The organism is uncultured Oscillibacter sp. (genome assembly GCF_900546705.1).
GTDB lineage: Bacteria > Bacillota > Clostridia > Oscillospirales > Oscillospiraceae > Oscillibacter.
Genome location: NZ_URDP01000031.1, coordinates 1 through 21928 on the forward strand (window position 1 = coordinate 1; position 21928 = coordinate 21928).

Annotated in this window: 30 protein-coding genes and 2 riboswitches; of the genes, 15 read left to right on the top strand and 15 right to left on the bottom strand. The window is 64.0% G+C overall.

All coding sequences use genetic code 11. The annotated features are described in order from the left end of the window. Window positions 1-126: 126 nt before the first annotated feature. The 3 genes from QZS13_RS07330 to QZS13_RS07340 form a co-directional block, all read right to left on the bottom strand. Window positions 127-717, bottom strand: a complete 591-nt coding sequence (locus QZS13_RS07330) for a 5-formyltetrahydrofolate cyclo-ligase (protein WP_295587444.1) — start codon at window positions 715-717, stop codon at window positions 127-129. Further along, on the bottom strand, window positions 714-1928 hold the full coding sequence (gene dinB, locus QZS13_RS07335; protein WP_295587446.1) for a DNA polymerase IV: 1215 nt from the start codon (window positions 1926-1928) through the stop codon (window positions 714-716). Before dinB ends, QZS13_RS07330 begins: the two co-directional genes overlap by 4 nt. 91 nt (window positions 1929-2019) lie before the next feature. Further along, a complete protein-coding gene (locus QZS13_RS07340) occupies window positions 2020-2718 on the bottom strand; it encodes an ECF transporter S component (protein WP_295587448.1) in 699 nt (232 codons plus the stop codon). A 105-nt stretch (window positions 2719-2823) separates the two neighbouring features. After that, window positions 2824-2947: riboswitch (FMN riboswitch) on the bottom strand. 190 nt (window positions 2948-3137) lie between these two features. Here QZS13_RS07340 and QZS13_RS07345 point away from each other — a divergent pair. From QZS13_RS07345 to QZS13_RS07375, 7 genes are all read left to right on the top strand, one after another. Then, window positions 3138-3662, top strand: a complete 525-nt coding sequence (locus tag QZS13_RS07345) for an SLOG family protein (protein WP_295587450.1) — start codon at window positions 3138-3140, stop codon at window positions 3660-3662. Window positions 3663-3717: 55 nt separating this feature from the next. Continuing rightward, window positions 3718-3921, top strand: coding sequence for a hypothetical protein (locus QZS13_RS07350; protein ID WP_295587452.1), 204 nt, complete (start codon window positions 3718-3720; stop codon window positions 3919-3921). Between the two features lie 237 nt (window positions 3922-4158). Next, window positions 4159-4557: a helix-turn-helix domain-containing protein gene (locus QZS13_RS07355; RefSeq protein ID WP_295587454.1), complete on the top strand. Its 399-nt coding sequence runs from the start codon at window positions 4159-4161 to the stop codon at window positions 4555-4557. A gap of 13 nt (window positions 4558-4570) precedes the next feature. After that, window positions 4571-4720 (top strand): hypothetical protein, encoded by a 150-nt coding sequence (locus QZS13_RS07360; RefSeq protein ID WP_295587456.1) that lies wholly within the window; start codon window positions 4571-4573, stop codon window positions 4718-4720. Beyond that, on the top strand, window positions 4717-5256 hold the full coding sequence (locus QZS13_RS07365) for a hypothetical protein (RefSeq protein WP_295587459.1): 540 nt from the start codon (window positions 4717-4719) through the stop codon (window positions 5254-5256). Before QZS13_RS07360 ends, QZS13_RS07365 begins: the two co-directional genes overlap by 4 nt. A gap of 21 nt (window positions 5257-5277) precedes the next feature. Further along, window positions 5278-6117, top strand: a complete 840-nt coding sequence (locus QZS13_RS07370; RefSeq protein ID WP_295587461.1) for a CorA family divalent cation transporter — start codon at window positions 5278-5280, stop codon at window positions 6115-6117. Window positions 6118-6168: 51 nt separating this feature from the next. Then, a riboswitch (TPP riboswitch) is annotated at window positions 6169-6277 on the top strand. A gap of 79 nt (window positions 6278-6356) precedes the next feature. Continuing rightward, a complete protein-coding gene (locus QZS13_RS07375) occupies window positions 6357-7019 on the top strand; it encodes an energy-coupled thiamine transporter ThiT (RefSeq protein ID WP_295587463.1) in 663 nt (220 codons plus the stop codon). 34 nt (window positions 7020-7053) lie between these two features. Here the strand turns inward: QZS13_RS07375 and QZS13_RS07380 are convergent, their stop codons facing one another. The 3 genes from QZS13_RS07380 to QZS13_RS07390 are packed head-to-tail and all read right to left on the bottom strand — an operon-like array spanning window position 7054 to window position 9428. Further along, the gene (locus QZS13_RS07380; RefSeq protein WP_295587465.1) at window positions 7054-7182 is read right to left on the bottom strand and encodes a hypothetical protein; all 129 of its coding nucleotides are present in this window, start codon (window positions 7180-7182) and stop codon (window positions 7054-7056) included. 12 nt (window positions 7183-7194) lie between these two features. Next, window positions 7195-9201 carry a ferrous iron transport protein B gene (gene feoB / locus QZS13_RS07385; RefSeq protein WP_295587466.1) on the bottom strand — a complete coding sequence of 669 codons (2007 nt, stop codon included), beginning with the start codon at window positions 9199-9201 and terminating at the stop codon, window positions 7195-7197. Then, window positions 9198-9428, bottom strand: coding sequence for a FeoA family protein (locus QZS13_RS07390; protein ID WP_295587469.1), 231 nt, complete (start codon window positions 9426-9428; stop codon window positions 9198-9200). The genes feoB and QZS13_RS07390 overlap by 4 nt, the downstream gene beginning before the upstream one ends. 201 nt (window positions 9429-9629) lie before the next feature. Here QZS13_RS07390 and QZS13_RS07395 point away from each other — a divergent pair, with 201 nt between their 5' ends. Beyond that, window positions 9630-9995, top strand: a complete 366-nt coding sequence (locus QZS13_RS07395) for a VOC family protein (protein WP_295587471.1) — start codon at window positions 9630-9632, stop codon at window positions 9993-9995. Between the two features lie 45 nt (window positions 9996-10040). Here QZS13_RS07395 and QZS13_RS07400 read toward each other — a convergent pair whose 3' ends face one another. Beyond that, window positions 10041-11297, bottom strand: a complete 1257-nt coding sequence (locus QZS13_RS07400; RefSeq protein WP_295587473.1) for a diaminopimelate decarboxylase — start codon at window positions 11295-11297, stop codon at window positions 10041-10043. Between the two features lie 216 nt (window positions 11298-11513). On the opposite strand from QZS13_RS07400, the gene yedF reads away from it, so the two are divergent. The 5 genes from yedF to QZS13_RS07425 are packed head-to-tail and all read left to right on the top strand — an operon-like array spanning window position 11514 to window position 14249. Beyond that, window positions 11514-12137: a sulfurtransferase-like selenium metabolism protein YedF gene (yedF, locus tag QZS13_RS07405; RefSeq protein WP_295587475.1), complete on the top strand. Its 624-nt coding sequence runs from the start codon at window positions 11514-11516 to the stop codon at window positions 12135-12137. Then, window positions 12134-13273 (top strand): aminotransferase class V-fold PLP-dependent enzyme, encoded by a 1140-nt coding sequence (locus QZS13_RS07410; protein ID WP_295587477.1) that lies wholly within the window; start codon window positions 12134-12136, stop codon window positions 13271-13273. The genes yedF and QZS13_RS07410 overlap by 4 nt, the downstream gene beginning before the upstream one ends. A 1-nt stretch (window position 13274) precedes the next feature. Beyond that, window positions 13275-13511 carry a DUF3343 domain-containing protein gene (locus QZS13_RS07415; protein WP_295587479.1) on the top strand — a complete coding sequence of 79 codons (237 nt, stop codon included), beginning with the start codon at window positions 13275-13277 and terminating at the stop codon, window positions 13509-13511. A 30-nt stretch (window positions 13512-13541) separates the two neighbouring features. Next, window positions 13542-13715: a DUF6472 family protein gene (locus tag QZS13_RS07420; protein ID WP_295587481.1), complete on the top strand. Its 174-nt coding sequence runs from the start codon at window positions 13542-13544 to the stop codon at window positions 13713-13715. A 15-nt stretch (window positions 13716-13730) separates the two neighbouring features. Beyond that, complete coding sequence (locus tag QZS13_RS07425) at window positions 13731-14249, top strand: NUDIX domain-containing protein (RefSeq protein WP_295587483.1); 519 nt, start codon at window positions 13731-13733, stop codon at window positions 14247-14249. Window positions 14250-14297: 48 nt separating this feature from the next. On the opposite strand, the gene QZS13_RS07430 is transcribed toward QZS13_RS07425, so the two are convergent. Together QZS13_RS07430 and QZS13_RS07435 are read right to left on the bottom strand one after the other, a co-directional pair. Next, window positions 14298-15494 (bottom strand): cytochrome c biogenesis protein CcdA, encoded by a 1197-nt coding sequence (locus tag QZS13_RS07430; protein ID WP_295587485.1) that lies wholly within the window; start codon window positions 15492-15494, stop codon window positions 14298-14300. A gap of 68 nt (window positions 15495-15562) precedes the next feature. After that, window positions 15563-16174, bottom strand: a complete 612-nt coding sequence (locus tag QZS13_RS07435) for a single-stranded DNA-binding protein (protein WP_295587487.1) — start codon at window positions 16172-16174, stop codon at window positions 15563-15565. A gap of 132 nt (window positions 16175-16306) precedes the next feature. Here QZS13_RS07435 and QZS13_RS07440 point away from each other — a divergent pair, with 132 nt between their 5' ends. After that, window positions 16307-17449, top strand: a complete 1143-nt coding sequence (locus QZS13_RS07440; protein WP_295587489.1) for an Mbeg1-like protein — start codon at window positions 16307-16309, stop codon at window positions 17447-17449. Next, on the top strand, window positions 17446-18003 hold the full coding sequence (locus QZS13_RS07445; RefSeq protein ID WP_295587491.1) for a hypothetical protein: 558 nt from the start codon (window positions 17446-17448) through the stop codon (window positions 18001-18003). The genes QZS13_RS07440 and QZS13_RS07445 overlap by 4 nt, the downstream gene beginning before the upstream one ends. 35 nt (window positions 18004-18038) lie before the next feature. On the opposite strand, the gene obgE is transcribed toward QZS13_RS07445, so the two are convergent. The 6 genes from obgE to QZS13_RS07475 form a co-directional block, all read right to left on the bottom strand. After that, window positions 18039-19325 carry a GTPase ObgE gene (gene obgE, locus QZS13_RS07450; RefSeq protein ID WP_295587493.1) on the bottom strand — a complete coding sequence of 429 codons (1287 nt, stop codon included), beginning with the start codon at window positions 19323-19325 and terminating at the stop codon, window positions 18039-18041. Between the two features lie 137 nt (window positions 19326-19462). Next, on the bottom strand, window positions 19463-19744 hold the full coding sequence (gene rpmA / locus QZS13_RS07455) for a 50S ribosomal protein L27 (RefSeq protein WP_295587495.1): 282 nt from the start codon (window positions 19742-19744) through the stop codon (window positions 19463-19465). A gap of 42 nt (window positions 19745-19786) precedes the next feature. Further along, window positions 19787-20119, bottom strand: coding sequence for a ribosomal-processing cysteine protease Prp (locus QZS13_RS07460; protein ID WP_295587497.1), 333 nt, complete (start codon window positions 20117-20119; stop codon window positions 19787-19789). Between the two features lie 3 nt (window positions 20120-20122). Continuing rightward, complete coding sequence (gene rplU / locus QZS13_RS07465; RefSeq protein WP_295587499.1) at window positions 20123-20434, bottom strand: 50S ribosomal protein L21; 312 nt, start codon at window positions 20432-20434, stop codon at window positions 20123-20125. Window positions 20435-20597: 163 nt separating this feature from the next. Next, the gene (mtnN, locus tag QZS13_RS07470) at window positions 20598-21293 is read right to left on the bottom strand and encodes a 5'-methylthioadenosine/S-adenosylhomocysteine nucleosidase (RefSeq protein ID WP_295587501.1); all 696 of its coding nucleotides are present in this window, start codon (window positions 21291-21293) and stop codon (window positions 20598-20600) included. A 15-nt stretch (window positions 21294-21308) separates the two neighbouring features. Beyond that, on the bottom strand, window positions 21309-21704 hold the full coding sequence (locus QZS13_RS07475) for a zinc-ribbon domain-containing protein (protein ID WP_295587503.1): 396 nt from the start codon (window positions 21702-21704) through the stop codon (window positions 21309-21311). Window positions 21705-21928 lie beyond the last annotated feature (224 nt).

Genomic DNA, 21928 nt, shown 5'->3' on the forward strand with positions numbered 1-21928 from the left:
CCTGCGTCTGCAAATTTACTCAGTTTCCTATTGACTTTTTATTTGCAGACTTACATAGTTTCACTTGTACTGCCATTGTACGGGATTTTCTCCCGCTTGGCAAGCGCGGACTCCTTATCGTAGGTATTATCCCAGCCGCGCCGGGAAGCCGTCCTCGTAGAGACAGGCCTCCGTCAACACCCAGGGGACGGGATAGTCGTGGGGCTCCAGGGGGATCTCCTGGCGCAGCAGCTTCTCCCGGCACAGCAGCACCGTGCCGCCCCGGTAGCGGGAGAGGAAACGGTCATAGTACCCGCCGCCCCGGCCCAGCCGGTGGCCCAGGCAGTTGCAGCTCAGACACGGGAGAACGGCAAAGTCCACCTCGTCGGCGTCCACCGCCGGACAGCGCGCCGCGTCCGGCTCCGGGATGCCGTAGGCGCCGGGGGCCAGATCGGTCAGGGCGGTGATTTCCCGCAGCTCCATGATGCCCTTTCCGGTGCACAGGGGGACGCACACCCGCTTGCCCGTCTCCAGGGCGTGGGTGAGGATGGGGCGGGTGTCGATCTCGAAGCCGGTGCCCACAAAGCAGAAGACGGACCGGGCCGCCTGGTACTCGGGCATGGCCAGCAGGCGGGCGCAGATCGCCCGGCTGCTCTCGGACCGGTACCGGGCGGAGAGCTGGGACTCCAGGCGGCGCATGGTCTGCCGCAGGGCGCGTTTTTGATCTTGCTTGGTCATGGAAGGGGGTCCTCCTCTTTTTCGGGATGGGTGGCGCCGAAGGCGATGGCGTCCGCGCCGAATTTTCCGCGGATGCGGTCCATGGCGGCCTCCAGCCGCTCCTGTTTTTCCTTTTTGGGGGCTGCGGCGGCGCCGAACAGGTCCACCTGTTCGTAGGCGTCCTCCTCTCCCACCAGGTGGATGGCGGTGACGGTCAGGGCCCGGACGGGGGCGGGGGGATGCCAGAGCGTCTCCGTCAGGGCCATGGCCTCCGCCGTCAGATCCCGGATGAGACGGGTGGGGGAGGCGAGCTGCTTTTGCCGGGACCGGTCGTGGAACTCCGGGTCCCGCACCGTCACCTGGACGCCGCCGGCGTAGAGCCCGGAGCGGCGCAGGCGGGTGGCCACGGAGTCGGCCAGCACGGCGATGCCGCTTTGCACCTGGGTGCGGGTGGTCAGGTTCCGGGGAAAGGTGGTGCCGTTGCCCACGGACTTGACCGGCTCGGCATCGTATCGGGAGCGGACGGCGTCGCGGTCCAGGCCGTTGGCGTACTCGTAGAGCTGCACGCCCATTTTGCCCATGAGGGTCTCCAGCATCTCCGGACGGCAGGCGGCCAGCTGGCCGATGGTCTCCACCCCGTACTGGTGCAGCAGACGCCGGGCGGCGGCGCCCACGTACAAAAGGTCGCCCACCGGCAGCGGCCAGACGATCTCCCGCCAGTTTTCCCGGGAAATGACGGTGGTGGCGTCGGGCTTTTTGTAGTCGCTGCCCAGCTTGGCGAACACCTTGTTGAAGCTCACGCCCACGGAGAGGGTCAGCCCCAGCTCCCGCTTTATCCGTTCCCGCAGGGTGTCCGCCAGGGCCCGGGCGTCCCCGCCGAACAGGTGCAGCGAGCCGGTCACGTCCAGCCAGCTCTCGTCGATGCCGAAGGGCTCCACCAGGTCGGTGTACTGCTCGTAGACGGCGTTGACCCGCCGGGAGTACTCCCGGTAGAGGGCGTGGTGGGGCGGCAGCAGCACCAGGGCCGGGCATTTTTTCCGGGCCTGCCAGATGGTCTCCGCCGTCTGGACGCCCATGCGCTTGGCAGGCTCGTTCTTGGCCAGGATGATGCCGTGGCGGGAGGTGGGGTCGCCGCACACGGCGGTGGGGATGTCCCTCAGGTCCGGGTGGCTCAAAAGCTCCACGGAGGCATAAAAGCAGTTGAGGTCACAGTGTAAGATCACGCGGTCCATGGCGCACCCCCTTTCCCGCCCATCATAGCACATCTGTTCGCAAAAGAAAAGGGGAGAGACGGCGCCGTCTCTCCCCGGGGGTATGGAGTTTTTACAGGATGCCCATCAGCACCAGCGCCAGCACCACGAAGGTGGCCAGCAGGGCGAGGGAAAACAGGGCAAAGCCCGTGCTGACCTTGCCGGTTTTCTGGAACACGCCCTGGGACTCGGGCACCAGCTTGGCCCGGCGCAGCGCGTTGACCACGGGCTTGTAGAGCACCAGGATCAGCGCCGTGTTCAGGCCGCCCTTGACCAGGTTGAACGGCAGGATGATGGGCACCAGCATGTCCTTCACCTCATCCCGGGCCACGCCCATATACAGGGGCGTGATGAGATAGTTCCAAAGCAGCATGACCACAGTCAGCACCGCCACGCCCAGGAACAGGCCCGCCACGGCGCCTTTCTTGGTGTGCAGCTTTTTGTAGACGAAAGCGGCGGTGCAGCAGAAGGCGCAGGTGGCCAGCACGTTCATGATCAGGCCGATGGGGCCGGTGTCGCTGACGGAGAACATCTCCACCAGGGCCACCACCAGCGCGATGACGGCGGAGGCCACAGGCCCGAAGATAAAGCCGCCGATGCAGATGACCGTGTCCTTCAGGTCCAGCTGGAGAAAGCCGGATACCTGGGGCAGCAGCTTGCTCAGCAGCATGACCACGTAGGCCACGGCAGTCAGCATGCCCAGAGAAGAGAGGGTCCGCAGATTCATCCGGGACCGGGAGACGGGCAGCACATTCACATTGGGATCAGACATAATAAAAAGCACTCCTTTGGTTTGCTTGAAAACACCCTGGACGCTTTGACTTCTCCAAGGTGATCAAGCAGCAAAGAAGCGCACCGGAGTGCGCGGCCGTGCCGCACGCATCTTCTTCCATCCAGACTATACTGTTGGTCCCGGAGTCACACCGGGTCAGCGGCGCCGAAGAGCGCCGGTCGCGGACTGTACCGCCAGTGGGGAATCGCACCCCGCCCTGAAGACAAAGGATTCAGTTGTTTTCTGCTGCCAGTATACGGCATACCGGCCCGAAATGCAACCCCTGATTTTCCTTTCCGTGGATTTTTTCAAACTTTTTTGGCATTTTCCGGAAAACTGGAAAAATTTTTTCGGCCCTCTTTACAATGAAGAACGTATGTTCTATACTAAATGGGGAAACTTCGGAGAGGAGGGGGATTATGCGGGGCAGAGCATCTGCGTGCTGCTTTACCGGTCACCGGCCCGCCAAGCTGCCCTGGGGCTACCGGGAGGAGGATGTGCGCTGCCTGGACCTGAAGCGGCGCCTGGCCGACGCGGTGGAGGCGGCCTACGAGTCCGGCTACCGGCATTTCCTGTGCGGCATGGCCATGGGCTGTGACCTGTATTTCTGCGAGTGCGCCCTGGCGCTGCGGGATGCCCATCCGGATGTGACGGTGGAGGCGGCCATTCCCTGTCCCACCCAGGCGGACGCCTGGCCGGCGGACCAGCAGCTGCGCTACCGGCGCCTGGTGGATGCGTGCGACTATGAGACCATGGTGTCCCAGCGGTACACCTCCACGTGCATGCAGCGGCGGGACCGGTACATGGTCGACCACGCCTCGCTGCTCATTGCCGCCTTTGACGGCACCCCCGGCGGCACCCGGTATACGGTCATGTACGCCATGAGCCGGGGACTGCAGATCGTGGACCTGCCCATCGTCACGGAGAAATTTACCGGAATTTAACGAAAACTTGATGGCGCCTTTGCCTCAAAAGAGGGTATCCTGAGAGGGAAAGGCGGTGGGTGAGATGGACGTGACGGGGCAGCTCCGTCATCTGGAGCGGGCGGGCTTTGCCGGCTGTGCGCTGGACCGTGCCGTGGCGCTGGCGGGAAGCCGGCGGCTGGTGTACGCGGCGCTGCTGGATATGGTGGAGCAGGGCGCTGCCACGCCGGAGGAGGCACTGCGTCAGGTGGAGCGGCGTCTTGCCGGCGGAGGACTTTAAAAAACAAACAGAGCGCGAAGGCGGCCGTCCGGGCCGCTTTTTTTGCGTCCGGATTCCGCCGGCGGGGCAGCATGGCGTTTTCCCGGTGGCGCCGGGGGAAAAAGTATGCTATGATGACGGTGAAAGCGTTGCAGCAAGGGGGGCGCAATCTGAAGTTGCGGAAGTTCCATACCCGGTTGCTGGCGGGCAACCGGGCATTTTGATAAGATAGGCCCACCAAAATAAAGGAGAACGCCTATGACATTCGGAGAGAAATTGCAGCAGCTGCGCCAAAAGGCGGGCATGAGCCAGGACGCCCTTTCTGAGCGGCTGGGGGTCAGCCGCCAGGCAGTCTCCCGCTGGGAGCGGGACGAGACCATGCCGGAGACGGACAAGGTGGTGGCCATGGCGGATTTGTTTTCCGTCACCACGGACTACCTGCTGCGGCCGGACCGGGAGGAGGAACCAAAAGCCGCCGGAACAGCCTGCGGGGCCGCGGCGCCGCGGGAGGGCGGCCGGGACATCCTGGAGCGGCTGGGGTATCTGGCCAGGACCAAGGGGTACCTGCTGGGCTGGGTGCTCATCGGCTGGGGCGTGCTGGACCTTGTGGTACTGCTGCTGATGGGCCTGGGCATGTTGAACTTCATGATTTGGTAAGGAGGCGGAGACCATGAGTATTGCCGGAGTTGGACTGGGCATGGGGACGATCTTGCTGATCCCCGTGCTGTACGCGGGAATCAAGATTGTGGCGGGCATTTTGGTGCTCCGCTACGGGAAGCGGTATGCCGACAAGGTCAAAGAACAGGAGGAGGCGCCATGAGTAAGATTTTCTGGGGATTTTTCTTCGTGTTTTTAAACTTCAATCTGAACCTTGGCGGCCACGTGGTCAATCTGCTGCCCACCTTTGCCGGGTACTGGATTCTGGTGCGGGGCATGGATGCCCTGTCCGGTGAGAGCGGGAGCTTTGCCGCCCTGCGGCCCTTTGCCGTGGGCATGGGGGTGTACACCGCCATCCTCTGGGTGGGGGATCTGCTGGCCATCACCTCCTACGGCCCGGTGAGCGTCCTGCTGGGACTGGCGGCCGCCCTGGTGTCTTTGTACATCGCCTGGGGCGTGGCGGCGGCGCTGGCGGACGTGGAGCAGTCCCGTGGGACGGACCTGGGCGCCGCCGGGGTCCGCCGGGCCTGGACGGCCCTGGCCATAGGCGAGGCGATGGCATTGCTGGCCGGAGCCGTCTCCATGCTGGGACTGGGCGCGGCGGTGCTGGGCGTGCTGGGCGCTGTGCTGGGCCTGGTGGGCGTCGTGTGGTTCCTGGTGTCTTTGTGGGGCGTCAAGAGCCGCTTCGAGGCTCTGTGACAAGAAAGGAAGGAAACAGATATGCAGATGGTGCTGCCCATCAGTGAGATGGAACAGGCGGCCCCCTACATGGACCGGCGGGTGCTGGAGCACATCGGGGACGGCCAGACGGAGGCCTTCGAGGGATTCGAGGAATCCGACCTGCTGGCCTTCGACTGGTACGATGTCCGCAGCGACCGGACGAAAGGCGCCCAGATGCTGCTGTACCTGGACCGGGAGAACCTGCTCATCTTCTGTGAGGACGACGCGGCCCTGACCCGGGCACGGGACATCGTCTCGGAGCTGGAGGGGGCGGACAACCACCGCCTGCTCTACGGCTTTTTCCTCCGGCTGCTCCGGGGGGACATGGACCACCTGGACCAGATGGAGGCCCGGATCGGCGACGGGGAAGACCGGCTCCTTGCCGGGGGGCTGACGGGGGAGTGCCTGGAGGAGATCGTGGTGTGGCGGCGGGAGCTGTTGCGGCTCAAGCGGTACTACGAGCAGCTGGACGCCATCTTCGACCAGCTTGCCGTCAACGACAACGGCCTTTTGGACCGGCAGACCGTCCGCCGCTTTTCCAACCTGGGCAACCGGACGGAGCGGTTTTTGAACGGAGTGCAGAACCTGCGGGAGTCCGTGGCCCAGCTGCGGGAGGCGTACCAGTCCCAGCTGGCCATCCAGCAGAACGATTTGATGAAGGTATTCACCCTGGTGACGGTGATCTTCCTGCCGCTGACGCTGCTGGCCGGGTGGTACGGCATGAACTTTGTGGGTATGCCGGAGCTTCACTGGCGGTACGGCTACCCGGCGGTGACGGCGGCGGGGCTTTTGATCGCCGTGGGCCTGATCTGGTATTTCAAGCGGAAAAAGTGGCTGTAAGGGGTTGCAATCCGCCGACGGACATGATATCCTGACCCTGCCAATTTCATAGATTGTGAGCTGGGGAGCTTGTTGAACAGGCTGAGAGGAAGCATTTGGCTTCGACCCGTGGACCTGACGCGGATAATGCCGCCGTAGGGAGTCGTCACGATGGGCTTTTCTGCCGTGTGCGCCCCTCCGGTCCGGAGGGGCGTTTTTTTGCGCAGCCGCTCATGATCGCAAAAAAAGGAGGAAACGAAATGCATTGGCTGGTAAATGGAGAGGGCGGTCTGACAGCCGCCGGGTACGCGGTGAGCGTGGGCGTTGTGGCGGTGTGCCTGCTGGGGGCGTTTTTCCTGGCAGGGCGGGTGTCGGGAAAACGGGGGCTGGGCGCCAGGCAGCTGGCGTACTGCGCCATGGCGCTGGCCCTGAGCTTCGTCACGTCCTACATCAAGCCCATTGAGATGCCCTACGGCGGATCGGTGACGCTCATGAGCATGCTCTTTATTGTGCTGGTGGCCAACTGGTACGGGGTCAGGACCGGCGTTCTGGTGGGCTTTGCCTACGGACTGCTGCAATTTTTGCAGGAGCCCTACGTGCTCAGTCTGTTCCAGGTGTGCTGTGACTATGTGTTCGCCTTTGCGGCGCTGGGCCTGGCGGGCTTCTTCCGCAATCGGAAAAACGGCCTTGTGTGGGGCTACATCGTGGCGGTGCTGGCCCGGGGCGCGTTCCACTCCCTGGGCGGCTATCTCTACTGGATGGACTACATGCCCGCCAACTTCCCCCAGTCCCTCAAGGCCCTCTACCCCATCATCTACAATTACAGCTACCTGCTGGCCGAGGGAGTGCTGACGGTGATCGTCATCCGGGTCCCGGCGGTGGCAAAGGCCCTGGAGCGGGTGAAGAAAAGCGCAGTGCGATAAAAAAACGGACGCGGAATTTCCGCGTCCGTTTTTTTCACTTTTTCCGGTGGGCACAGCCGCTGCAGCTTTCGCAGCAGCCTCCGCAGCCGCCCTTGGAGCGGAAGGAGGCCCGCAGCGCCAGCACCAGCCATACGCCAAGGCCTGCGAGAATGAGAAGTTCCATAAAAGCCCTCCTTTATGCGATCAGCAGCACAATGTGGTATACCACAAACGCGGCCACCCAGGCGACCACGCACTGGCCCAGGGCAACGCCGGCGGCTTTCCAGCCGGAGCGCAGCTCCCGCTTGACGGCGGAGATGGCGGCCACGCAGGGCGTGTAGAGCAGGGTGAACACCAGGAAACTGACGGCGGTGACCGTGGAGAAGAGGCTGCCCAGTGCGGCCACGGACACGTCGGTACCGGCACCGGTGAGGATGCCCAGGGTGGAGATGACGGACTCCTTGGCGATAAAGCCGGTAATCAGGGCCGTGGAGACACGCCAGTCACCAAAGCCCAGCGGGGCGAACACGGGGGCGATCCAGGCGCCCACGGTGGCAAGCAGGCTGTCGGAGCTGTCGGCCACCAGGTTCATGCGGGTGTCGAAGGTCTGGAGGAACCAGACGATGATGGTGGCCACGAAGATGATGGTGAACGCCCGGGTCAAAAAGTCCTTGGCCTTGTCCCAGCACAGCTGGAACACGCTCTTGCCGGAGGGGAAGCGGTAGTTGGGCAGCTCCATGACGAAAGGCACGGGGTTGCCCCGGAAAGCGGTGGCGCCCAGCACCTTGGCGGCAATGATGCCCACCAGGATGCCGGTCAGGTACAGCCCCAGCATCACCAGCGCCGCGTGGCCGGGGAAGAAGGCCGCGGCAAACACGCTGTAAATGGGGATCTTGGCCGAGCAGCTCATAAAGGGGGTCAGCAGAATGGTCATGCGCCGGTCCCGCTCGGAGGCCAGGGTACGGGTGGCCATGATGGCGGGCACGGAGCAGCCGAAGCCCACCAGCAGCGGCACGATGCTCCGGCCGGACAGGCCGATCTTGCGCAGCAGCTGGTCCATGACGAAGGCCACCCGGGCCATGTAGCCGGTGTCCTCCAGAATGGAGAGGAAGAAGAACAGCACCACGATGATGGGCAAAAAGCTCAGCACGCTGCCCACGCCGGCGAACACACCGTCCACCACCAGGCTCTGGACCACCGGGTTGAGGCCGTAGGCGGTGAGCCCCGCGTCCACGGCGGCGGTGAGACGGTCGATGCCTGCGGCCAGCAGGTCCGAGAGGAAGGCACCGATGACGTTGAAGGTCAGATAGAAAATGGCCAGCATGATGCCGAAGAACAGCGGCAGCGCCAGATACTTGTTGGTGACGATGCGGTCGATGGCCTCGCTGCGCTCCCGCTCCCGGGAGGCGTGGCACTTGACCACCGTCTTGCTGCACACGCCCTCGATGAAGTCGTAGCGCATGTCCGCCAGGGCGGCGTTGCGGTCCATGCCGTGCTCCGTCTCCATCTCCTGGACGCTGTGCTCGATGAGTTCCAGCTCGTTCTGGTCCAGCTCCAGGCGGGACTCGATATCCTCGTCCCCCTCAATGAGCTTGGTGGCGGCAAAGCGCACAGGCAGTCCCGCGGCCTGGGCGTGGTCTTCAATCTGGTGGATGACCGCGTGGATGCAGCGGTGGACGGGGCCGGGGGAGCAGAAGTCATACACGGCGGGATAGACCCGGTTTTTCGCCGTCAGCACGGCGATCTTCACCAGCTCGTCCACGCCCTCGTTCTTGGCGGCGGAGATGGGCACCACGGGGATGCCCAGGGCCTTGGACATGCCGTGGATGTCGATGGTGCCGCCGCCGCTGGACACCTCGTCCATCATGTTCAGTGCCAGCACCATGGGAATCTGCATCTCCATGAGCTGCAGCGTCAGGTACAGGTTGCGCTCGATGTTGGTGGCGTCCACGATGTTGATGATGCCGTCGGGCTTCTGGTTGATGATGAAGTCCCGGGTGACGATCTCCTCGGGTGTGTAGGGCCGGATGGAGTAAATGCCCGGCAGGTCCACCACCGTGCAGTCTTTCTCGCCCCGGATGGTGCCGGACTTCTGATCCACAGTGACGCCGGGGAAGTTGCCCACGTGCTGGTTGGAGCCGGTGAGCTGATTGAAGAGGGTGGTTTTGCCGCAGTTTTGGTTGCCGGCCAGCGCGAAGATCATTTGGCCTTCACCTCCACCTCGATGTTGCGGGCGTCCTCCTTGCGCAGCGACAGGGAATACCCCCGCACCCGCAGCTCGATGGGGTCGCCCAGGGGGGCGATCTTCTCCACCCGGACGGTGGTCTTGGGGATCAGCCCCATATCCAAAAGATGCAGCCGCAGCGCGCCGGCGCCGCCCACGGCGGTGATGACAGCCTCCTGGCCCAGAGGCAGCAGATCCAAGGTCATAAAAAGTCCTCCTAAAAGGTTAGCTTGTTCTAACTATGGAAAAGTGTATCACGGCAAAACGATTACGTCAAACAGAAAAGCGCAGAAATTTCCACAGACTTTTTTCGCCAAATTGTGAATGTCAGCAAATGGCGCTCCTTCGGGCGGAATCCGCCTTGCGGCGGGGAGGCGGAAATGATATACTGACCGGGAGGTGATCGCATGTTTTCATTCAATCATTTTAATTTCAACGTCTCCGATCTGGACAAGTCCCTGGCCTTCTACCGGGAGGCCCTGGGCCTCACAGAGGTGCGCCGCACCACGGCGGAGGACGGCAGCTTTACCATCGTGTTTTTGGGGGACGGCAAGACGGACTTTCGCCTGGAGCTGACGGCTCTGCGGGATCATCCCCAGAAGTACGATCTGGGCGAGTGTGAGTTCCACCTGGCCGTCACCACGCCGGACTATGATGCCGCCCACGAAACCCACAAGGCCATGGGCTGTGTGTGCTATGAAAACCCCGCCATGGGCATCTACTTCATCTCCGATCCGGACGGATACTGGATCGAGATCGTGCCCGAAAGATGAGACGTGCAAAAGAAAAAGCAGAGGACTTTCGTCCTCTGCTTTTTTTTACCAGATCACCGTGGCGAAGTAGTCGTCCGGCGTCTCCGCCCGGCGGATCAGCTCCACGGAGCCGTCCTGGCGCAGCAGCAGCTCCGCCGAGCGAAGCTTGCCGTTGTAGTTGTAGCCCATGGAGCGGCCGTGGGCACCGGTGTCGTGGATGACCAGCAGGTCACCCATGTTGATCTTGGGCAGCATCCGGTCCACGGCGAACTTGTCGTTGTTTTCGCAAAGGCTCCCCACCACGTCGTACTTGTGGTCGCAGGGGGCATCCTCCTTGCCGGAGACGGTGATGTGGTGGTAGGCGCCGTACATGGCCGGGCGCATCAGGTCGCAGGCGCAGGCGTCCACACCGATATACTCCTTGTAGATGTGCTTTTCCCGTACGGCCCGGGTGATGAGGTGGCCGTAGGGAGCCAGCATGAACCGGCCCAGCTCCGTGTAGATGGCCACGTCGTCCATGCCGGCGGGCGTCAGGATCTCCTCATAGGCCTCCCGCACGCCCTCGCCGATGGCGGCGATGTCGTTTTCCGGCTGCTCGGGCCGGTAGGGCACGCCCACGCCGCCGGAGAGGTTGATGAAGGTGATGTGGACGCCGGTCTCCTCCCGCAGCTCCACCGCCAGGCGGAACAGAATCCGGGCCAGGGCGGGATAGTAGTCGTTGGAGAGGGTGTTGGAGGCCAGGAAGGCGTGGATGCCGAACTCCCGGGCGCCCAGCTGGGCAAGGCGGGTGAAGGCCTGGGCGATCTGGGCACGGGTCATGCCGTACTTGGCGTCGCCGGGGTTGTCCATCACCTGGAAGCCCTCCCGGGTCTGGGCCAGGGTGAACACACCGCCGGGATTGAAGCGGCAGCAGATCTTCTCGGGCACCTGCCCCACGGCGCCGGCCAGGGCATCCACCAGCGTCAGGTCGTCCAGGTTGATGACGGCGCCCAGCTCCCGGGCCAGGCGGAATTCCGCGTCGGAGGTGTTGTTGGAGGAGAACATGATCTCCTCGCCGGTGATGCCGCAGCGCTGGGCGAGCATCAGCTCCGTCAGGGAGGAGCAGTCACAGCCGCAGCCCTCTTCATGGAGCAGCTTGAGGATGGCGGGCGTGGGGGTGGCCTTCACGGCGAAGTACTCCCGGAAGCCGGGGTTCCAGGAAAAGGCTGCCTTCAGCCGCCGGGCGTTTGCCCGGATACCAGCCTCATCGTAAATATGGAAAGGCGTGGGATAGCGCGCCGTGATGGCGTCCAGCTGCGCCTTGGTGACAAATGGTGTTTTCATGGTCAGGACCTCGCTTTTTCTGTAAACCGCCCGAACCCGGGCGAGAATATGCCCTATTGTATGTTGAGGCGTGGGTGCTGTCAAGGAATTTTCTGCATTCGGTGGCGTTTCCGGGGCCAAAGCGATATTCTTTTGAAAAAATAGCCCTTGTTTTTCAGGAAACCGGGCATTACAATAAAGCCAACAATACGCCGAAGGCGGGAAAGAGGGAGAACAATGGCAGATGTTTTGGTAAACGCGGTAGGGGAACAGTGCCCCATTCCGGTGGTGAAGGCCACCCAGGCTCTGCGGGCCATGACCGAGCCGGGTACGCTGGAAGTATTGGTGGACAATGAGATCGCTGTGCAGAATCTCCAGCGGTGCGCCGCGGGCCACCACCTGGCCTCCGCGGTGGAACAGCGGGGAGAAAAGCTTTTTGCTGTGACCATGACCGTCACGGAGCCTATGGGGGACGCGCCGGTGGAGGAGATCCAGTGCGCCGACTGCGCCCCGGCGGGCCAGTCCGGCGGTGTGGTGGTGGCCGTGGGAACGGACGTCATGGGCCAGGGTAGCGACGAACTGGGCAAGACGCTCATGAAGGGCTTTTTGTTCGCTCTGGGACAGCTGCCCCAGCTGCCCGAGACGGTGCTCTTTTATAACGGCGGCGCCCGCCTTACCGTGGAGGGCTCCGACTCCCTGGAGGACCTGCGGGCGCTGGAGGAGCGGGGCGTGGAGATCCTCACCTGCGGCACCTGCCTCAATTACTACGGCTTGACGGAAAAGCTCTCCGTGGGCTCTGTCACCAATATGTACGCCATCGCCGAGAAGCTGGCGGGAGCGGGAAAGGTCATCCGGCCATGATCTACCTGGATCAGGCGGCCACGTCCCGGCCCAAGCCCCCCGGGGTGGCGGAGGCGATTCTGGCGGCCCTGGACGCATGCGGCAACAGCGGGCGGGGCACTCACCCGGAGGCCCTGGCCGCCGCACGGACGGTGTACGGCGTCCGCTGTCAGGCGGCGGCGCTCTTCGGCGGGCAGCCGGAGCGGGTGGCTTTTACCCCCAACTCCACGGCGGCGCTGAACATCGCCATTGCCGGCGCCCTGGGGCCGGGGGACCATGTGATCTCCACGGACCGGGAGCACAACTCCGTGCTGCGGCCCCTCTACCGCCTGCGGGACCAGGGGGTGGCGGTGGACTTCGTCCGGGCGGACCGGAACGGCCAGCTGGACTACGGCGATTTTGAGCGGCTGCTGCGGCCCCAGACCAAGGCGGTGGTGTGCACCCACGCCTCCAATCTCACCGGCGATGTGACGGATATCGGCTTTGTGGGGGAGTTTGCCCGGCGCCACGGGCTTTTATTCATTCTGGACGCCTCCCAGACTGCCGGCGTGTTCCCCATCTCCATGGAGCGGGACCACATCGACGTGGTGTGCTTCACCGGCCACAAGGGGCTTATGGGGCCCCAGGGCACCGGTGGGCTGTGTGTAGGCCCGGGGGTGGAGCTGCGGCCGCTGCTGGTGGGCGGCACCGGCGTCCAGAGCTTCTCCGAGACCCAGCCGGCGGAGTACCCCACCCGGCTGGAGGCGGGCACCCTCAATAGCCACGGCCTGGCGGGCCTGGGCGCCGCGCTGGAGTTTCTGGAGAAAACGGGACCGGACACCATCCGGCAGCATGAGCAAGCCCTGGCCCGGCGGTTTTACGAGGCGGTCCGGGACGTGCCCGGCGTGCGGGTGTACGGGGACTTTTCCACGGCGGAGCGGGCGGCCATCGTGTCGCTGAACATCGGGGAGGAGGACTCAGCGGAGATTTCCGACCAGCTCTCGGAGCGGTTCGACATCGCCACCCGCCCCGGCGCCCACTGCGCCCCCCGGCTGCACCGTGCCCTGGGCACGGAGGACCAGGGGGCCGTCCGGTTCTCCTGGGGCTGGTTCAATACGGAGGCCGAAACAGACGCCGCGGCGGAGGCGGTGCGGATTCTGGCGGAGGAAGCGCGGTAACATGCGGGAAAAGACGGAAAAATGCATCGTGACCTTCCGTACCACCACCGGCGCCATGGCCATGGAACGCTCCTGCCGGGCCGCAGGCGTGCCGGGGCGGCTCATTCCCGTGCCCCGGGTCATCACCGCCGGGTGCGGCATGTGCTGGGCAGCGCCGCCGGAGGCCCGGGAGGCGGTGGAGGCACTGGTCGTCAAAGAGCACTTGGATGTGGACGGATTGTATGCTATACTGCTCTAGGAACCTGAGGGTTCCCGAAGGAGGATTTGTATGGCGGGCAACTGCGAAGAGTGCGTCTACTACGACTATGACGAGGAAGAGGACCAGTTCTACTGCACCGTGGACCTGGACGAGGATGAGATGGAGCGGTTCCTCCGGGGTGCCAACAGCGCCTGCCCCTATTACCGGCGGGGGGACGACTACGAGACGGCCCGCCGTCAGTGAAAGGGAGGAGATACCGTGGAATTAGTGGATCTGTACGATGAGAACCGGGTGCCCCTGGGGCTGACGGCGGAGCGGTACGGGAAAAAGGCACCGGGCCAGTACCGGGCGGTGGTGCACGTGTGCGTGTTCGACAGCGCCGGACGGATGCTGATCCAGCAGCGCACACCCACCAAGCACGTCTGGCCGGGCCGGTGGGACGTGAGCATCGGCGGCGGCGTGGACGCGGGAGAGACCAGCCGTCAGGCGGCGGAGCGGGAGTTCCGGGAGGAGCTGGGCTATCCCCTGGACCTGACCGGGGTGCGCCCTACGGTGACGGTGAACTTCGGCGCCGGGTTTGACGATTTCTTCATCGCCGCGGCGGATATCCCGCTGGAGGAACTGACGCTTCAGGCGGAGGAGGTCAGCCAGGTGCGCTGGGCCTCCCTGGAGGAGATTTGCGCCATGGTGGACGAGGGGAGCTTTATTACCTATCCCAAGAGCTTCCTGGCCTTTTTGTTCGACATGCGGGACTCTTTCGGATTTCCAACCAAATAAAAACAGCGCCGGGGCAAACGCTCCGGCGCTGATTTTTTATCGGGTTTTTCAGGATTCCGCCTCTACGGTCTGGCGGACGATGTCGTCCATGATCTCGGCGGAGAGGGCGCCCTCCACGTAGCCGTAGACGGTGCCGTCGGAGGAGATCATGAACGTGGTGGGAAAGGCCCGGATGCCGTAGCGGGCAAAGACGGAGCCGTCCTCATCCATGACCACCGGGTAGGTGTAGCCGTTTTCGGCGAGGAAAGCGGCGATGTCCTCTCGGCTTCCCTCACTGCCCACGCCGGGCTGGGCCACGCCCAGCACCACCAGGTCCTCGGCGTTGCCGCCGTGGGCTTCGTAGAGAGCCTGAATGTCCGGCATCTCGGACCGGCAGGGGCCGCACCAGGTTGCCCAGAAGTTGAGGAACACCACCTTGCCCTGGTAGTCGGAAAGGGTGTGGCTTTGGCCGAACTGGTCCGTAAGGGTGAAGTCCGGCGCCGCGGCGGCGGTCTGGGACTCCTGCTGGCTCTGGGCGGACGCCGACTGTCCGGCGGAGGTCCCCCGGGAGGCGCCGGCGATGGTCATCACGCCCATGACGATCAGCAGCACACCGCCCAGCTTCACCGTCCAGCGGACGATGGACTGGCGGCGGCGGAAGAAGTTGAGCACGGCGCCGGTGAACAGTCCCACCGCCAGAAACGGCAGGGCAAAGCCCAGGGTGTAGAGGCCGATGAGGGCGAAGCCCGCGGCGGCGGAGCCGGAGGACGAGGCCATCAGCAGCACGCTGCTCAGAGCGGGACCCACGCAGGGGGTCCAGGCGAAGCTGAATGTAAAGCCCAGCACCAGCGCGGTGACCGGGTTCATGGCCGCCTTGTCCAGCCGGAAGGGCAGCCGGTGCTCCCGCTCCAGCAGCATGGCCCGCTTTCCAAGGCCCAGCTGGTAGAGGCCGAAGAGGATGATGATGAGGCCGCTGACCCGGGCGAACCAGACCTGATAGTCCCGGAAGAAGCTGCCCAGGGCGCTCAGACCCATGCCCAGCAGGAAAAAGGCGAAGCTGATGCCCAGCACGAAAAACAGTGTGTTGACGAACACCCGCCGCCGGGGGTAGCGCAGCCCGCCCTTGCCGTCGTCCACGCCGGTTCCGCCGGCCAGATAGCTCATGTACAGCGGCAGCAGCGGCAGCACGCAGGGGGAGAGGAAGCTCAGCGCGCCCTGGACGAATACAGTGAGGGCGGACACGCCGGTTTGAACGGTAATTCCCATGCAAGACTCCTTTATGTTTGGAATACCGTCATCATATCCGGGAAACGGGGAAAAGTAAAGTGAAAAAATCACATATCTCCATTTTGCGCTTCCAGGCGCATCATGGAGACCTCGTAGGCCACCCGGGCCTCCGTGCCGGCGTCTGTGGTTTTCTGGTAGACGCGGCTTTGAAGCCGCCCCTCCAGGGAGATCTGCTCTCCGGTGGGCAGGGAGCGGACCTGCTGGGCCAGCTGTCCCCAGGCGATCACCGGCAGATAGTCGGTGCGGCCGTACCGGCGGGGCACGGCCAGCATCAGATCGCAGATGGTGCGGCCCAGGGGCGTGCGCCGGAAGATGGGGGGCTTGCAGAGACTGCCGGTGAGCAAAATGCGGTTGGCGGCCTCGCCCTCGGGGGGCGGCAGCTCCTGGGCGTAGACGGTGAGCACCAGACGGTTGCCCACGCCGCTTCGGTTGTTGAACGAGCGCAGCTGCCCCCGGATGCGGAGGAGCTCCTCCGGCTGGACCTGCCCGGCCAGGGACTCGGGCACCAGCACCGGCAGCAGGTCCGCGTGGCCGGAAAGCCGGGGAACCTCCAGAAAAAAGCGGAAAAACCGCAGGCCGTGGTTTTCGTGAGAGAGGACGGGCTCCGCCTGGGGCCGTCCCTCCAGCACGATCTCGTTGACGCATGTGCTTGTCATCATTGTCCACCTCTCGGTCGTGTAAAATCGGGATAGGACACTCTATGACGCCGGCAAGGCGGATAGACCTCTTGTGCCGGGAAACGCTGTGGCATATAATAGGCGTACCGGCAGCGGGCCGGGAAAGGAGGGCCTATGGCGAATCTTTTGGACTATCTGGACTGGCGGGGAGATCTGACCCTTGCCCAGGCGCCCTTTTGCGAGGTGGACAATCTCATTTTGTCGGAGCTCTCCTTTGTGGACTTCGGGAACATTGTGCCGCCGCCGGGGGAAAAGGGCGGCGTGGCGCTTTATCAGGCGGCGGAGGCATTTTTCCGCCGTCACGGCCAGGCAGAGCGCATCGACATGGGGGTGCTGGTGCCCGCGGAGATCCCGCTGATGCTGGAGAAGATGGCGGCGTGTCCCCGGTTCCGGGACATGACGCTCCACGGCTTTGCCGACCGGCTGGACAATGACCGGGCAGCGCAGTTCGCGGCCTTGACGGTGAACACAGGGGACGGACGGCTGTACCTGGCCTTCCGGGGGACGGACGACACCCTGGCCGGCTGGAAGGAGGACTTCCATATGGCCTGCATGCCGCAGGTTCCGGCCCAGGCCATGGCGGTGGAGTATATCGGGCAAATCGCCCGGCAGTTCCCGCGCCGGAAGCTGCGGCTGGGGGGACATTCCAAGGGCGGGAACCTGGCGGTGTACGCCGCTGTGTTCTGCACGGCCGCCGTCCAGCGGCGCATCCAGCAGGTCTGGTCCAACGACGGACCGGGGTTTCACCGGGACCTGGCGGAGCTGCCCGCCCACCGGCGTGTGGCGGAGCGGATCGTCTCCATCGTGCCGTCCTCCTCCGTGGTGGGGATGCTCCTGGAGCATGAGGAGGACTATGTGGTGGTGGAGAGCAGCCAGCATGGTCTCATGCAGCACGACGGCTTTTCCTGGGAGGTGCTGGGGGACCGCTTTGTGCGATTGGGCAGCGTGGACCGGCAGAGCCGTCTCCACGACAAGGCCCTGCGCAGCTGGGTGCGCCAGATGCCCGTGGAGCAGCGGGAGCGGTTTGTGGAGGGACTCTTCGCCGTGCTCACGGCCTCCGGCGCCCAGACCCTGACGGATCTCAAGGAGGAACGGTTCAAGGCCGCGGGGGCCATGGTACGGGCCATGAAGGATATGGAAAAAGACACCCGGGACGCGCTGTTTTACGCCATCGGGCTGCTGTTTCGCAGCAACGTGCAGGCGATGCTGGAAGAGTGGGAGAGCGGGAAGAGAAAAAAGAAGGAGAAGCACGCATGAGAGCCATTGTGTTTGCATCCCAGACGGGATTCACCCGGCAGTACGCCCAGCTGCTTTCGGAGAAGACGGGGGTGCCCGCCTACGAGCTCCGGGAGGCGGCCAAAGCGCTGCCCCGGGACAGCGAGATCTTTTACATGGGCTGGCTGATGGCCGGCTCCGTGAAGGGCCTGGAGCGGGCCATGGACCGCTATACCATCCGGGGGGCGGCCATTGTGGGATTGTCCCCCAACGGCAACGGCGACCTTTGGACGGAGGCACGGATCAACGGGGGCACCAGTGACACCGGCGCCCGGATCTTCTACCTGCAGGGGGGCTACGCGCCGGAGAAGCTGGGCTTTTTCAGCCGTGTCCTTATGAAGAAGATGGCCGCGTCCGTCACCCGGAAGATTGCCGAAAAGGGGGACGCTGCCACACCGGAGGAGCGGGACATGGCGCAGCTGCTGGCCCGGGGCGGCAGCCGGGTCCGGCCTCAGGCGCTGGACGAGATCGCCGCCTGGTTTGCCGCCGGGCCCCACACCGGCGTACTCAAGCCGGTGCCCCGGGTGGAGATCTGAACAAGAAAAAGCGGCCGGTTTCCCGGCCGCTTTTTTCAGCGCTGATATTCAAATTCAAAGTCGTACATGGACACGGTGTCGCCGTCGCGGATGCCCATCTCCTCCAGCTGCTGGAAGAGACCCGACTCCCGCAGGGTCTTGTCGAACCACATGCGGCTTTCATAGTCGGAGAAGTTGACATTGGCCATGAGGTGCTGAAGCCAGGGACCCTCCACGACCCAGGTGCCGTCGTCGGCGCGCTGGATGTCCAGAGGGGCGGAGGTATCCACCACCGGCGGACGCTTCACATACTCCGGCTCGTAGACGGTGACCGGGGGCAGCGTGGAGAGCTGTTCAGCGATCTTGCCTACCAGCTCCCGGGTGCCCTGGTGGGCGGCGGCGGAGATCTCCAGCAGGGGATAGCCCAGCTCCTCCACATGGGCCCGGAGCCGCTCCAAATTGTCGGAGTCGGGCGGCAGAATGTCCACCTTGTTGGCGCAGACGATCTGGGGCCGCTTGGCAAGCTCGGGGCTGTACTGCACCAGCTCGGCATTGATGGCGTCGAAGTCCTCCACCGGGTCCCGGCCCTCGCTGCCGGACACGTCCACCACGTGCACCAGAAGGCGGCAGCGGTCCACGTGGCGCAAAAAGTCGTGGCCCAGGCCGGCACCCTCACTGGCGCCCTCGATGATGCCGGGGATGTCGGCCATGACGAAGCTGACGCCCTCGTCCACCCACACTACGCCTAGGTTGGGGTAGAGGGTGGTGAAGTGATAGTTGGCGATCTTGGGCTGGGCCTTGGATACCACGGAGAGGAGGGTGGACTTGCCCACGTTGGGGAAGCCCACCAGGCCCACGTCCGCCAGAAGCTTGAGCTCCAGAATCACGTCGTGGCTCTCACCGGGGAGGCCCGCCTTGGCAAAGCGGGGCACCTGCCGGGTAGGGGTGGCAAAGTGCATGTTGCCCCAGCCGCCCCGGCCGCCCTTGCACAGCACAAAGGGCTCCTTGCTGCTCATGTCCTGGATGATCTCGCCGGTCTCCGCGTCCCGGATCAGCGTGCCCCGGGGGACCCGGATGGTGAGATCGGCGCCGTCCTTGCCGGACCGGCGGCCGCCCTGGCCGTCGGCCCCGTTGGGGGCCACGTATTTGCGCTTGTAGCGGAAGTCCATCAGGGTGGACATGTTGTCGTCCACCTGCACGATGATGGACCCGCCCTTGCCGCCGTCCCCGCCGTCAGGGCCGCCGGCTGCCACATATTTTTCCCGGTGGAAGGCCACCACACCGTTGCCGCCGTTGCCGGCCCGCACGGTGATCCGGGCCTTGTCGATGAAAGAAGCTGCCATGGAAACACACCTCCGAAAGTAGTATGGGTCGAATGGGGCGTGTGCATCCCAAGGCACGGGAGGCCGTGCCCTCGGATGCGGACGCCCCGGTTGGGAAAAAGAGCCCCGAACAAGCTGTTCGGGGCTCTCCAGTGACATTACTCGGCAGTGTAAACAGAAGCCTGCTTACGATCCTTGCCCTTGCGCTCGAAGCGAAGCACGCCGTCCGCGGTGGCGAACAGGGTGTCGTCGCTGCCGATGCCCACGTTCACACCGGGGTGAATGTGAGTGCCGCGCTGACGGACGAGAATGTTGCCGGCCTTGACGAACTGGCCGTCGGCGCGCTTGGGACCAAGGCGCTTGGACTCAGAGTCACGGCCGTTCTTGGTGGAGCCGCCGCCCTTTTTGTGGGCGAAGAACTGAAGACCAATACGAATCATGATCGGTACCATCCTTTCTTAAGATTTTAGATGGGGAGGAGGTCAATCCTCTTCCAGAACTTCGATATTTTCAGGGTACTCGTCGTGAAGCTGGGCGAAATAGACCATCAGTCCGGCCATCAGCGTCTGACAGGTGCTCTCCGCCGTAGGGGAGAGGCCGCCGGGCAGCCGCAGAGAGATGGACGCGTCCTGTTCCCGTACCTTCACGGATGCCGCCAGACCCAGCACGTCGTTGATGGTTGCCTCCACCAGGCGAATGGCGCTGGTGATGGCCGCGCAGACGATGTCTGCGCCCTCCTCGGCGTAGCCGCTGTGGCCCACGGAGTCAAACCCGGTGATCCGGTCGCCCTCCATGCGGAATGTGACGGTGGTCATACCTTACACGGAGATCTTGGAGATCTCGACCTTGGTGTAGGGCTGACGATGGCCCTGACGCTTGCGGTAACCCTTCTTGGGGTTGTACTTGAAGATGCGGATCTTCTTGCCCTTGCCGTTCTTCACGACAGTGGCCTCCACGCTGGCGCCCTCCACAACGGGAGTGCCGAAGGTGGCCTTCTCGCCGTCGATGACGGCCAGAACCTGATCGAACTTCACGGTCGCGCCGGCTTCCTGGTCCAGCTTCTCGATGTAGACCACGTCGCCCTCGGAGACCTTGTACTGCTTGCCGCCGGTAACGATGATAGCGTTCATTGTTGATTTCAACTCCTTCATTTACGGGCTCGCTGTCGGGGGCGGTGCCAAGGCACACTTTTAGACCCATTCAAAGCGGCTTATCAAGTATATCAGTGGAATTTGGGAATGTCAATAGATTTTCCGAGAAAATCATGGAAAAAAGGGAAAAACTTTGTGTCCCTCAGCCCTGGGCGGCCTGCTCGTCCAAAATGGCACGGGCCAGAGCCACGGCGGCGTTGCCGGCGGCGGCCAGGGCCCGGTCGAAGGTGTTGTACTCTTCGATCTGGTTTTCGAAGAAGGGGTGATCGGACACCGACTTCACCGCCACGAACTTCACGTTGTTGCGCAGGCACACCTGGGCGATGGCGCAGCCCTCCATCTCCGCCATCAGGGGGTGGAAGGTATCCCACACCCACTGGGAGCGCTCGCTCCGGGTGAGGAAGGCGTCGCTGGTGGCCACCAGGCCGGTGCCGGCGTCAATGCCCGCCCGGCGCAGCAGCTCCGCACAGTGGTCGGGCTGCCAGGTGGGGAACTCCACCCGGTTCACCGTGGACACCAGGGCGATGGGGTCGCCTACGGCGGTGGTGTCCACGTCGTGCTGGATCAGCTTGGAGGCCACCGCCACGGAGGCCACGGGCAGGTCGGTGAAGCATCCGGCCACGCCGGTGTTCAAAATCAGGTCCACGCCGTACTTCAGGCACAGGATCTCCGCGGCCATGGCCGCATTCACCTTGCCCACACCGCCGGTGCAGGCGATGATGTCGGGGCTCAGGCGGTAGAAGTCCACGCCGGAGACGGTTTCAAAGGGGGTCAGGTTTTCCGTTCCGGGCAGGGCGCGGAACTCTGAGGGCATTGCCAGCTGCATGCCGATTTTCATAGGGTATCCTCCGTGTCAGTCGGGCAGGCGCTTGCCGCACCTGCCGCAGAATGTAAAGTCTTTGCCCAGCTGTGCGCCGCAGTAGGGGCAGTAGCGCAGGTCGCCGCCATCGGGGCAGGCGGGCCCGTCCGGGGCAGAGGACGGACCGAAGCGGTGGTTAAGGGGGTCGGGCTCTTCGTTTTCGTCCACGATGTCGTAGTCGGAGAAACGGTTCTCCCCGGTGGCGTTTTTCAGGTTGTAGACCACCTGGACGATGCCCATGATGATGAACACCAGGCCGAAGAGGGGGAAGAAGATGGGCGCGCCCATGGATGCGGCGGCCCCGGTCCAGATGATGCCGAAGAGGACGGCTGCCGCGGCGCCGATGGCGCCCATGGCCGAGGGGCCCCGTCCCGGTTTGACGCTTTTCATGGAAGACCTCCAAAGTTTGATTTGGCGGCGAAGCGCCGCAGGGGCATTGTACCATGGGCGGCGGAACAAGGCAATCCGAAAAATACGGGAAGCGGAATGTTCCGCTTCCCGTATCCGCGTTGTGTAAAATCAGCCCTTGACGATGGCGGCGGTGTCCATGGCGATCATGAGCTCTTCGTTGGTGGGGATCAGCAGGACCTTCACCTTGGAGTCGGCGGCGGAGA